The 12765-nt window shown below is 41.0% G+C and carries 10 protein-coding genes; 4 read left to right on the top strand and 6 right to left on the bottom strand.

All coding sequences use genetic code 11. From position 1 onward, the window contains the following. Positions 1-71: 71 nt before the first annotated feature. Positions 72-1304, bottom strand: a complete 1233-nt coding sequence (locus tag LC586_RS09125; protein WP_229484247.1) for a glycosyltransferase family 4 protein — start codon at positions 1302-1304, stop codon at positions 72-74. A 1139-nt stretch (positions 1305-2443) separates the two neighbouring features. On the opposite strand from LC586_RS09125, the gene LC586_RS09120 reads away from it, so the two are divergent. Together LC586_RS09120 and LC586_RS09115 are read left to right on the top strand one after the other, a co-directional pair. Then, entirely contained in the window at positions 2444-3427 is a 984-nt protein-coding gene (locus LC586_RS09120) for a DUF1517 domain-containing protein (protein ID WP_229484246.1), read from the top strand. Between the two features lie 452 nt (positions 3428-3879). Further along, positions 3880-4260 carry a calcium-binding protein gene (locus LC586_RS09115; RefSeq protein ID WP_229484245.1) on the top strand — a complete coding sequence of 127 codons (381 nt, stop codon included), beginning with the start codon at positions 3880-3882 and terminating at the stop codon, positions 4258-4260. Between the two features lie 3 nt (positions 4261-4263). Here LC586_RS09115 and LC586_RS09110 read toward each other — a convergent pair whose 3' ends face one another. From LC586_RS09110 to folB, 3 genes are all read right to left on the bottom strand, one after another. Continuing rightward, positions 4264-4824 (bottom strand): sugar O-acetyltransferase, encoded by a 561-nt coding sequence (locus LC586_RS09110; protein ID WP_229484324.1) that lies wholly within the window; start codon positions 4822-4824, stop codon positions 4264-4266. A gap of 371 nt (positions 4825-5195) precedes the next feature. Continuing rightward, on the bottom strand, positions 5196-6479 hold the full coding sequence (locus LC586_RS09105; protein WP_229484244.1) for a diguanylate cyclase domain-containing protein: 1284 nt from the start codon (positions 6477-6479) through the stop codon (positions 5196-5198). Between the two features lie 1633 nt (positions 6480-8112). Further along, positions 8113-8481: a dihydroneopterin aldolase gene (gene folB / locus LC586_RS09100; RefSeq protein ID WP_229484243.1), complete on the bottom strand. Its 369-nt coding sequence runs from the start codon at positions 8479-8481 to the stop codon at positions 8113-8115. 182 nt (positions 8482-8663) lie between these two features. Between folB and menD the strand changes: the two genes are divergently transcribed. Further along, the gene (gene menD / locus LC586_RS09095) at positions 8664-10454 is read left to right on the top strand and encodes a 2-succinyl-5-enolpyruvyl-6-hydroxy-3-cyclohexene-1-carboxylic-acid synthase (protein ID WP_229484242.1); all 1791 of its coding nucleotides are present in this window, start codon (positions 8664-8666) and stop codon (positions 10452-10454) included. 230 nt (positions 10455-10684) lie between these two features. Then, a complete protein-coding gene (locus LC586_RS09090) occupies positions 10685-11497 on the top strand; it encodes a DUF3800 domain-containing protein (protein ID WP_229484241.1) in 813 nt (270 codons plus the stop codon). A 175-nt stretch (positions 11498-11672) separates the two neighbouring features. On the opposite strand, the gene LC586_RS09085 is transcribed toward LC586_RS09090, so the two are convergent. Both LC586_RS09085 and LC586_RS09080 read right to left on the bottom strand, forming a co-directional pair. Next, positions 11673-11822 carry a hypothetical protein gene (locus LC586_RS09085; protein WP_229484240.1) on the bottom strand — a complete coding sequence of 50 codons (150 nt, stop codon included), beginning with the start codon at positions 11820-11822 and terminating at the stop codon, positions 11673-11675. A 114-nt stretch (positions 11823-11936) separates the two neighbouring features. Next, complete coding sequence (locus tag LC586_RS09080) at positions 11937-12761, bottom strand: DUF2887 domain-containing protein (protein ID WP_229484239.1); 825 nt, start codon at positions 12759-12761, stop codon at positions 11937-11939. Positions 12762-12765 lie beyond the last annotated feature (4 nt).

Genomic DNA, 12765 nt, shown 5'->3' with positions numbered 1-12765 from the left:
GCATTCTTACTGACATTAGTTTTTGGCGTAGTCGTAGCCCAACCTAATTCATAATTCCTAATTTAAAAACCTCACAAAATCGCGTTTTTTGCCTCTGATTTGTAAAGCGATCGGTGAAGGGTTCTACGCTTGGCTAATTCTTTACCTTTGCGGCCAAGCTGCTCACGTAATTGCTGGTCTTTGCACAACCGATTGAAAGCTTGAAACACTTCATAACCAGAATTGGGATTAACCAGTATCCCATTCTCTTCATGCTGAACTGTGTCTAGAACACCGCCTAAGCGAGGGGCAATTACAGGCTTACCGAAGTAACTTGCTTCTAAATAAACCATACCAAAACCTTCCATATTATTAGCTTTAGTATCCAATAAAGTCAGCATGGCAAATATGTCGCAAGCAGCATAATAACCTGCTAATTCTCGCTCAGGCACATATCCGGCAAAGTGGACGCGCTTATCTACGCGCAAACGATGCGCTAGAGATTTCAGTTCCGATTCACTTGACCCTTGACCGCAGATTATATAGTGGACATCGACCCCAAAAGTTAGCAATAGTGGGATATTATCAATTACTCGATCGAAACCTTTATGTTTTACTAGCCTTCCGATGGAGAGAATAACTATTGCTGTTTCGGGAATGTTGTAAGTTTGACGCACCCGAACACGTAAATCATCAAGGCTACTGGGACTCGCTACATTATTACCAAATTTTTCTGGCCTGATTACTGGGTTAATGACATGGGTAGGAGTATCTAATCGGAAAGCAGTTCTGAGATAGTCTCGTGTATAAGAACTGTTACAAACAATACCTTCGGCTCGTTTGAGTGTTAGTTTAAAGAGCGATCGCAGCACGGGATTGTGTAAAGTACAATGAAGATCATTGCCGTGCAGATAGATAAAAAAGCGAATAGGTAGAAAATAGCTCAATAGCAACAGTGAAGGAAAGTCATAGCCGTGGCCCCACTCTATATAACGGTAGTGATAGCGAAAATAGAGTTTAATTGCTAGGACAAATGAGCAGACGATATTCACCCAAGGCTTCAGGATACTTCCCACAAAGCCACTACGCCAGTATCTAGGAGAAAACCAGCGATACACCGGAAACTGTTGACCTTCATCAAATACTTTGTCTCCTGAGCAACTAGCCGCCAGCACAATTACTCGTTCTGGATCTTGGAGACAGCGATTGTAGATATATTCCCCAATTACAGCTTCTTTCGGCAGGAAGATCCGGGATATGACTAGGATATCTGGGTATGCAGCTTTGTCTCTGATTTCGGCTGTTAGTTGAGAAATATGTTCCATAATAAAGCTGATAACTTTACTTCAAATAATTTTTAATCTATTTACTATTAGGATTATTTTCAAAGCCTTAATTCTTATTTTATTTCTTTTAAAACGAATGTGGTAGACAAATTTGAAGCCGATTTTACAAAATTAGCCAGGAAGATTGTTTTTTTATTGTGTTGATTTGATTTTTGCTACAAATTTCTCACTACTTGAGAATTTCTGTGCATGATGAACAATAAATAAAAGCTAATACTTGTAGCCAAATTGATCAGTGAACAACTGTTGCGAAAATTACGACATTTAGCTACGTTCACATATAATATCCTGAATTCTCTAGGATGTTGTGCCAAAATGCCAAAAATTTGGATAAGTATTTGAGATCTGTCTGGTGTCTGTATACATTTACTGATAAGAATTACGGGCACTTTCTAGCCTCTGATGTACACGTAAATTTAAGGTTGTTAAAAGTAGTAAGTAGTACTCATATTTTAAAAATATCCTTTCACCTTGTGATCAAATACAGCGTATTTCAGGTAAATGAAGTACACGGGTAGGGGCACAACATGTTGTGCCCCTACGATTATCTGTACCTCACGCCTGTTGCAATCTGCTGTAAGTAGGGTGAAGTATTAAATAATTCGTAATTCGTAATTCGTAATGGGCAACTCTTAGAGACGCTAAACGCGAACGCCCCGCAACGCTTTCGTAAATTTTGTTTTGTAATGGGGATTTAACCCCAACACAAAACAAAATTTTTATTGAACCGGGGGACTTAAACCCACGGAACTAGTTAAAAAATTAATCAAAATAATTATTAAAAATTAAAAGCATCTGTATAATTCCAGACTGTAGCCTGAAAGTGCTAGTCCAAAAGGTAGCAACAATTGCCCGTAGGCGTAGCCCGTCGTAGACATCGCAACTTTCTGTAATTGTGAACATATCTTAAGGTACGGTTCCCCAGTCGAGAAATCCCCCCTGCGATCGCTGCCTACCCAACAGAAGACGCGGTAGATTAAATATGTAGCCTTTACTCGTGAATGCTACGTGAATGCTACAAAGCAAGCTTTTACGGGCTGGCGTTAGCGACAGATTGAAACACTCCTACCAGCATGGGGAGAAATCATAAATAATTCAGTTTTCCAAGCGATTGTATTATGCGTAAAAAACTACAACAAACCATCAAACCACTGTTAAAAAGCTTGTTAGCGCTAGGACTGGTGTTAACTTTGGCTCTTAGCCACGCCGATGGAGCATTAGCGGCCCGCAGTGGGGGTCGAATCGGTGGTGGCTCATTTAGAGTACCTTCGAGCCGCACCTATACACCGCGCACTTATGCACCTCCTGGCGGGGGCGGATACTATCCTGGTGGTGGTTTTGGTGGTGGTTTTGGCTTTCCCTTCCTACTTCCTTTCTGGGGTATTGGGGGAGGATTTGGTGGTCTATTTGGCATCTTAATCTTCTTTGCGATCGCAAATTTCATATTGCAAACTTTCCGCCGCGTCTCTGGCGCTGAAACTCCAGAAGCAGATTACACCAGTAACTCTCCTGTTTCTGTGACTCGTTTGCAAGTAGGTTTGTTAGCTCAAGCCCGTGAATTGCAAAATGAACTCAACCACATTGCTGAAACTGCTGATACTAACACCCCAGAGGGGAGAGCAGAAATTCTCCAAGAAGCCAGCCTAGCTTTACTGCGCCATCCCGAATACTTTGTATATGCAGGTGGTGGTACTCAACAAGCCAGTTTAAATTCAGCTGAAGGTCAGTTTAATCGGCTGTCATTGGCAGAACGCAGCAAGTTTAGCGAAGAAACTCTTTCTAATGTCAACAACCAGTTAAGAGCAGCCCTTGCCAAAGATGTTTTACCCCCGGCTGGTGAACTCGATAACCCCACCCGCCTCTTTACTGAAGGCCCTGGTGAATACATTATCGTCACCTTGCTGGCGGCGACATTAGGCAAGTTTGACATCCCAACAGCAATTAACAGTGCTGATGATTTGCGTCAAGCTTTGCGGCAAATTGGTAGTATCCCCAGCGAGAAACTTCTGGCAATTGAAGTTCTTTGGACTCCGCAAGCTGAAAATGATACCCTGACATCTGATGATGTACTGGCAAATTATCCTGATTTGAGACTTGTTTAATATTTCGCGCTTTAGTGCTAAGAAAGAACTTGGCATCTAAATACAACAAATAATATCATGTCCGCCAAATTACCCATAAAGAACCCCACCCCCAACCCCTCCCCGCAAGCGGGGAGGGGAGACAAAGCATAGCTTTGGCGGGGTGGGGTTCTTCGAGTTTAATAAGCAATCAAGCGAACCTGATATAAGTTCCCCTTTGAGGGCAATAACTAGAAAACCGTTTGTCAATGACAAGCGTTTTTTTGTATAACTTAGATATATCGGGACTTACGCACTGAAAACTGAAATCTAGATCCCTCTTAAAAAGGAAAGAACCCTAAAAGCCGCCTTTTTAAGGGTGTTGGGGTATCTCTTATGCGTAAGTCCTATATACTTCTATATTGTAGAAAAATTATTCTTAGCCAAGACTTTGGTAATATTATCAAAATGCATTATACGTAAAGCGTTATCTTATGCCTAGTGTTGAAGCCGACGAAAACCGAGAGCATCGCATTAAAACAGAGATCATTGTAGATGCTGAAGATAAAGAAGACCGGGCCATGGGTTGGTACTATTACCTCGAAGAGTCCCTGAATTTTCCCTTTATGGCTAAATGGACTAAGAAGGGACGCAAATCAGGTTCTACCGAGGAGAAACCAGTGGAAGTGCTGGGAATGGCCCCAGATGATGAGTGCTTAAAAGATATGCTTGTAGAAGTGGCTTACATTAATGGTAAAGATGATGATGTATATTCTGCAAAGTTATCTGAAATAACAGCCATTGATGTTGACAGCGAAACTCAAGAAGCGATCGCAGACTGGCTCTATTGGATTGCCAGAGGATATAAATTTTGAATTCTAGGATAAATACCGAATGACGCGGCAGGGATTGCCAGCAGCGACAACATTCTCAGGTATATCTTTGACAACTACACTGCCAGCACCAATGGTTGTGTTATCACCAATGGTTACACCTGGACAAATAATTGCACTGCCACCAATCCAGACATTGTTACCAATGTTAATTGGGGCAGCTAATTCTCTCCCAGAAAGACGAATTTCTGGCTCTGTTGGGTGATAAGCAGTATAAATTTGCACATAAGGAGCGCACAAGACATTTTCACCAATATGAACTGTATTGCAGTCTAAAATTACACAGCCATAGTTCATATACAATCTGTCACCAGCGAAAATATTACTGCCATAGTCACAGTGAAAGGGTGGCACAATTGATGCTTTGTCACCGATCTTTCCAAATAATTCTTGCAAAATTTGCTGCCGTTGCTCTTGCTGTTCTTCGGTTGTAGAATTGTACCTTCGCAACAGACGACTAGCTCGCTTATTTTCGGCAGCCAATTCTGGATCATCCGCCAGATATAATTCGCCTGCGAGCATTTTCTGTTTTTCGGTTTTTTCCATGACAGACTTATTTAGCTTCTCGATTCTAGGATACACCTTAGTAGCGGCTAGAGTAGCATATTCCATCCATATCAAAACCGCCATGAATCAAAATTTCAGATACTGGTGAAGAAAATCTGAGTAATTTGATTGAAGTGGCAGCAGAAAAGACTAATTAAAATAATTCGTAATTCGTAATTCGTAATGGGCTTCGCCCCGCAACGCTTTCGTAAATTTTGTTTTGCATTAGCGAACGCGAGTGCGTCTCCAAGAGTTGCTCTCTTCGAGTCCGCGTTCGCTTTTAGCGTCTCTTCGAGAGCGTCTGGGGATTTTAACCCCACCGCAAAACTTGTCGCGATTTAGAAGCGAGGGACTTAGACCCCTCAAAAATGTTAACTAAATATGGCATAAGTAGCTTTTCCCTGCCTTTTAGCTCGGTACATAGCAATATCAGCATCCCGCAGGAGAGTTGCAGGCTCCTCATAATTACTAAAATTCCAAGTAATACCAATGCTAGCTGTAGTAGATAATTGATATCCATTCAGGTTAACTGGCAATCGTAAGGAGTCTTGAATCCGTTTGGCAACATTGGTAGCGTCGGTAATATCTTTAATATCCTCCAAAAGAACAGTAAACTCATCACCACCAAATCGTGCTACAGTATCGCCACCGCGTAAGCACGACTCTAAACGTCTAGCGATCGCTACTAAAAAATCATCCCCTATTCCATGCCCAAAGCGATCGTTAATCTCTTTGAAGCCATCTAAATCCAAAAATAAAACTGCAAAATAATAATCGCTTCTGCGTTTGCTACGTTCAATGGTTTGTCTGAGCCGATCTAAAAATAAAACCCGATTCGGTAATTCTGTAAGCCCATCATAGAACGCATTACGCATCAGTTGCGCCTCAGTCTGCTTGCGTTTAGTGATGTCTTGAAAAACTAAAACCGCGCCAGTAATATTGCCATTTTGATCGCGGATGGGTGCAACATTATCCCCAATGGATATTTCTTTGCCATCTTTGGTAATCAATATACAGTTTTCTGGTAAATTTAAAACTTCGCCTGCTTCGATTACGTATGTAGCTAAATTTTCAATTTTTTCTCCTACATCTTTGTCAACTAAGCTAACAACTTCTACTAAATCTTTCTCGAATGCTTCACTTTGCTTCCAGCCAGTGATTATTTCTGCTATGGGATTCATCATTTGAATACAACCATTTGCATAAGTCACAATCACTGCACAGCCCATGCTGTTAATAATTGCCGCCAACCTCTGTTTTTCTTCGTATAATATCTTTTTGCTCTGATGTTTGTACAGAGCCATTTCAATCGTAAAATGTAAATCACTTTCAACAAATGGGTTGACTATATAACTAAAAGACTCACGTAGCTGATTTTTTTGTAATGTTTTATATTCCGAACCGTCTATTAGAAATACTACAGGCACATGGAAATGATTCTGGAGCGTATCCGCTACGTTTACACCGTCAATTTCCCCAGCTAGGCAGACATCAATTAATACTAAATGTGGATGAGTTCCTGCTACCTTTTTTATTGCCTCTTCACCAGACTTAGTTATTACTGAAACGGAATAGCCTAATTTTTCTAAACTTTTTCTAATATTTGAGGCTAGGATTTTTTCATCCTCAACAACTAGGATTTTGCGAACGAACATATTACAATAACCTGTTTGCTAAGGTTCATATTTTTGTTGTGAGTATCAACTCATCTAAAATTCATTATTTTATCATAAACAATATCTAACTATTTTGCCTTCTTGCTTGATATAAATACTGAGTCATGATCAGATAACATCATGTTATTAAGCTCCAATAATTTCTGTACTTGTCAAAGCTAATTCTGATTATCCCATATATCTAATATCAAGCTACTAACATAAAATATAAATTTTCATGTAATTACTAGTACAGATCGGCAAAAATAAATCTACCGTTTCATTACAGGCAAAAAGCCCCAATTTAAAGCCTTTTGAATGCGTGACTTTTGAATGCGTGACTTCCGCCTTGCGGTACTAGCAATCAAAAAGTGATTTTCAGAAATATGTAATAATTTTCCTGAATAAAATAAATATTAAGTATAATATTTATGTAAAAATTAATCAATAAGATAAGTTCATCAAATAACAACATAGTACTTTTATGTAAGTAAAAATAATCTAGTGTGTTATATTTAATATAATAGTATCCACTCCCTATAATATTACTAAAAACTTATCATTATCTGGAATTAAAAACTTTAATACCCCTTTGTCTACAAATAATTTTTGTCTTATTCGGGGTCTAACTTCCTGTCTGAAACTGTTTGAAATTTTCAATGGTGAGTGAAATGGTATTATTTAGAACTATTTATAAAAGTTTCCGACCTAGTAAGGTACGTTTTCAAAGCTATAGCGGTTCTCGTTTACGTGAGGTACACCCGTAGGGGCAAGTCTTTGCCCATAGGTGTCAACTTAAGCTAAAACGCTTATCCCACAGGCGTTTTACCCCACACGCCAGATGCTCCACGCAGGTGAACCCCAAGACCGCACTGGCTCCCCTTAATCCCCTCCCCGTTCACGGGGAGGGGAGATTTTGTCGCTAGACAAAAGCGGGGTGGGGTTGCGAGGGCATAATTAGTAATTGAGTAGGCTTGATATAACGTCATTGCAAGGGTTTCACGTTAAGTTGACACCAATGGGCAAAGACTTGCCCCTACACCCCGTGATGTAATGTTGTACCGCATCTGAATGGGAACGGCTATACTAACCTTGTTAAACAAGATTTGGGTGTACCTGAGTTGCTTAGAAAACGCTATATAGCAGTTTCTGCACAGATAAGTACAGAGAAAAATAATTAACCACAGATAAGCGTATATGCTCGTAGGGGCGCACAGATGTGCGCCCCTATCCAGTAACTTAATCACAAATCCTATGATCTGAAAATATGCAAGTTAAATGCTCATCAGGAGATCACGTAATTTTTTAGCTTTTTGCGAACGAGCGGGTGCTGGGAGCAATGGCAGGAAAAATTATCTTTGTCAGATACTTCCACGCTCCACGTAAACCCCCTCTTTTTGCTAGCTTATAGATCAGGACTTACGCATAAGGAACGGAAAATCGTAGACGCTGCATCGGCTTGCCGCAGGCTACCACAGAGGACGCAGAGAAGCCAGTGCGCCCTTGCGGTTAAGAGACTTGTTCGCGCAGCGTCTCCCCTTGGGAGAAGCAACTGGCGCGACACGGAGGAATAAGAGTTTGAGAGGTTTTTTGCGTAAGTCCTATAGATATTGAGAAAAACACCTTTTGTGCTTTAGAGATTGGACTTACTTTTAGTAAGTTCAATGCTAATTTTGCCACCAAAGTCTGGAATAGGTGCAGCAGGTTTGCTGAGAGTGACTTGGACTTTTGTTACACGATCGCATTCTTGGAGAATAGAATCTGCGATCGTTGCTACCAATTTCTCCACCAAAGCAAACTTAGACGTTTTGACCAGATGTTGTATCAAGCTAATGACGCTGCGATAATCTAAAGTGTCTTCGATCGCGTCAGTCTTGGCCGCTGTGGAGATATCCAACCATAACCTCACATCCACCTCAAACCATTGTCCTAGCACCTGTTCTTCTGGTAGATACCCAGTGTAGCCATAGCAACGAATTCCCGTTAAATGAATGCAGTCCATAAATGTTTGAGAGCAAATTGTGCATTTTGTAGAAAGTGGAGCAAGTTTGCTTGGAGATTTTCCTTCCCACAAACTCGCGTGGCGGTGTTGGGTTCCATCTTTGCATTTGTCAAACTTTCTCAGATGGATTTTAAATTGAATTCCCCTAAACAAAATCTAAAATTTAAGATTGTTTTATAGCTATGTTTGATTTAATGCCGATCGCTTATAGGAATGTTAATCAACTTTGGGCTTATATTTTAACAGAGACGCTAAAGCGGTTGGGATTGACTTGTGCTATCATTTGCCCTGGATCGCGCTCTACACCCTTAGCGATCGCCTTTGCTCAACAAGCACCTGAAATTGAAGCAATTTCCATACTCGATGAACGTTCCGCCGCTTTTTTTGCTTTGGGACAAGCTAAAGCAACCAGTCGCCCTGTAGTACTAGTTTGCACCTCTGGTACAGCAGGAGCAAATTTTTATTCAGCAGTCATTGAAGCCTCATATAGTGGCGTCCCATTGTTGCTATTAACCACCGATAGACCCCCAGAATTGCGAGATTGTCACTCTGGGCAAACTGTAGATCAATTGAGATTATATGGAAACTACCCAAATTGGCAAACAGAGTTAGCCTTACCCTCTGCTGATATCGGAATGCTAGCTTATCTGCGACAAACGGTAATTCATAGCTGGGAAAGGGCGCAAACCCCTACAAAGGGGCCAGTACATTTGAATATTCCCTTTAGCGATCCCTTAGCGCCTGTTCCTGATGGAACCGACTTGAGTTATTTACAGTCCCAGTTCCACCCAGAAGACTTTTTCGCAGGAATAACAAGCAATACCCCATTCCCTACTCCCCACTCCCCATTGCCCCTAATCCCCAGAGGGGGCCCCGAGTTCCCCATTCCCCAACAATGGAAAGAATGCGATCGCGGCATTATTATCGCAGGTGTTGCCCAACCGCTGCAACCACAGGAATATTGTAGAGCGATCGCGCACCTTTCCCAAACTCTCAAATGGCCAGTGCTAGCTGAGGGACTCTCCCCAGTCAGAAATTATGCCGAACTCAACCCTTATTTGATTTCCACTTATGACCTGATTTTGCGAAATCAGCAACTAGCAAAGCAGTTAGCGCCCGAAATGGTGATTCAGGTAGGTGAAATGCCCACGAGTAAAGAACTGCGTAACTGGATAGATGCAACTCAACCGCGACGCTGGGTAATTGACCCCAGTGACCAAAACCTCGACCCTTTGCATGGGAGGACGACGCATTTACGGATATCTGTAGAAGAAATAAAGGCAGAGGAGATAAATTTATCTTTATCTTCAGACTATGGAAAGCAATGGTGTGATGCAGAAGCGAAGGTTAGGTTAGCTGTTGACCAGACGATGGGGAAGATAGATGAAATCATTGAGAGTAAAGCAGCTTGGTTAATTTCTCAGATTTTACCGCCAGAAACGCCTTTGTTTATTGCCAATAGTATGCCTGTGCGGGATGTGGAATATTTCTGGAAACCGAATAATTTAGGAGTGCGATCGTATTTCAATCGGGGTGCAAATGGCATTGATGGCACATTATCCACAGCTTTAGGAATTGCCCATCGCCAGCAAAGTAGTGTGATCTTAACGGGAGATTTAGCGCTGTTGCATGACACCAATGGTTTTTTAATTCGCAATAAGTTTGTCGGACATTTGACGATTGTGTTAATCAATAACAATGGCGGTGGTATTTTTGAAATGTTACCCATTGCCAAATTTGACCCACCATTTGAAGAGTTTTTCGGCACTCCCCAGGATATTGATTTTGCTCAGTTGTGCGCTACTTATAATGTGCAGCATGAATTGATTACTTCTTGGCAGCAGTTGCAACAGAGATTAAACCCGCTCCCAGCTACAGGAATTCGGGTTTTAGAGTTGCGGACAAATCGCAAAGCTGATGCCAAGTGGCGACAAGATAATTTAAGGAAGTTTGCCGCAGATATTACGATTTAAATATTCCGTTAGGTGCTTTGGAATTAGGGGATGAAATCTACTAATTAAATGGAATACTTGTGGAATGAAAGTTAAAACTTATCTACCAAAAGTGTTTAACTTGCTAATAATGATAATCAATCTGGCTCAGTTATAGCTTCAACAAATGCCTTAGCTTAAATTTGCTGAATATTTTTTATTACTCTATGTAGTACATTAAAATAGTGCGCGTTCACAGGATTGTTTTAAATATGACAAATGAACTTCATCTTTATTTTGATGACTCTGGTAGCCGTAATCCAGATTCAGAAGCCATACCGCGCCGTGATGGTATTGATTGCTTTGCTTTGGGTGGAATTTTAGTGCAGGAAGAGAATATAGAAAATATTATAATAACGCATCGAGTATTCTGTGATAAATGGAATGTTACTGAACCATTGCATTCTACTAAAATTCGTTCTCGACAGAAAGCTTTTGCTTGGTTAGGTAAGGAAGAGAATAAACAGAAATCTCAGGATTTTTTAAGCGACTTAGAAATGCTGATGCTCGATTTACCGTTTACTATCATTGCATGTGCTATCCACCTACCAGGTTACAATGCTCGTTATAAAAACAAGTACAATAACGATATTTGGATGATGTGTAAAACTGCCTTCACTATTTTAGCTGAACGTTCAGTAAAATATGCGATTTACAAAGAACGCAAGCTACGCATTTTTTTTGAAGAAAGTGGGAAAGATGCGGATAGAGCAATTTTACAATATGCGAAAGAACTTAAAACTCAAGGAATGTATTTTGACCGACATAGTTCAGCAGCTTATATGGGACTAACAGCAGAGAAATTTAAAATAAATTGGTTAGGAGAACCACAGCATAAAACTAAAAAATCACCAATGATACAGCTTGCTGATCTAGTGTTGTATCCAATAATAAAGGGACGTTATGACCCAAGCTACCGAACTTATGAGTCCCTTAAAAGTAAGTTAAAACTTGTTGATTGCGTTCTAGAGCCGGACAAAATACCTGAGATGGGTATCAAATATAGCTGTTTTGACGACATATAAAACTAAAGACTCGGACAAATTCCGAGCCTTTAAAATTTCGGCTTTCATACGAAAACCCCGGGGCGTTGCCCAATAAATAAATCATAAGGCCATTTAAAATTAAGTGCAAGCTAAAATAGCCTTGTTTATTAAACTTTAAATTTTACTTCAGCGTCTGTGTGTAAAATTTCCCCTTTTAATTGAGCTTGTACCCACTCTTCCAAGCCAGCGATCGCAATCTCAATTCCAACAACGCCAAAGCTAACGCTTCCAACTGTTCCTCAGCAATTTCACCAAATAGTCGTTTTAACAGTCGCAGAACGAGCGATCGCACTTTTCCTTCCACCGCTTATATACCCGCGTGTCTGCAAATGCTTCTTCACTACGAGAAACTTTATTTGTAGCCATAATTATTTTACAAAGAGCGATCGCCCTTCTTCTCTGCGTCTGTGGGTGAAACTTACCCGCTTACTTCACCTTGTAACCATCCTTCCAAATCAGCAAGAGTAGAGAAATCCAACAAAGCATCACCTAAAGCTTCCAACTGTTCTAGCGACAACACCTGAATCTGGCGCTGAAGCTGTTCAGGAACTGCACCCACCCGTCGGTTTAACAGTCGTAAGATGAGCGATCGCGCTTCTTCTTCCTTCGCTTCCCGAATAGCCCGTGGTTCTTCCAAATTCAGTCCCAACATTGTTTGAATCTCCTCTCGACTAAGCTTAGAAAACTTGTAGACAATAATCGTCGTAACTAAATCAATTATCGCTTGCTCCGACTGTTGCCGTGCAAGTTCTAGCAAAAACCGCGCCCCTTCCACTGCTTCGGTTTCAGAAGTAACATTTGTCAGCAACATCAAACCCAATCCCAAAGGTTGTTGTCGCAAATCCCCCAACTCATCCAGATAAACCCGCTTGACTTGACCACTTGACAACAAAGCGCGGTGAATCGAAGAAGAAGAAGGTTCCAGGCTGCCAGAAGCAAAAATTATGACCCCAAACCAGTCATCGTAACGAATCGAGTTGCGGTAGAGAAACAAAAACAACTCACTAAAGAAGCGGTGATACAGGTCTTCGTCCTTCTGAAACTGGACTTCCGCAAAAAAGACGGTTTTGGAAACTGCATTCGCCGGAGGTAAAAATACTCCATCAATCCGAAAAGCCGTTTCTTTGACTTCAACTGATTCAAACTGGTAGTTTTGGGCTTCTGGGGGTGGTTCATCTACTAATTCAAATAGCAAACCGGGAAATTGCTTAAATAATTTGTAAAAGATGGAGTCGCGTCGCATTTTT

The sequence above is a fragment of the Nostoc favosum CHAB5714 genome, from assembly GCF_020829495.1.
GTDB classification, from domain to species: domain Bacteria; phylum Cyanobacteriota; class Cyanobacteriia; order Cyanobacteriales; family Nostocaceae; genus Nostoc; species Nostoc favosum.
This window is presented reverse-complemented; position numbering and strand designations above follow the sequence as displayed.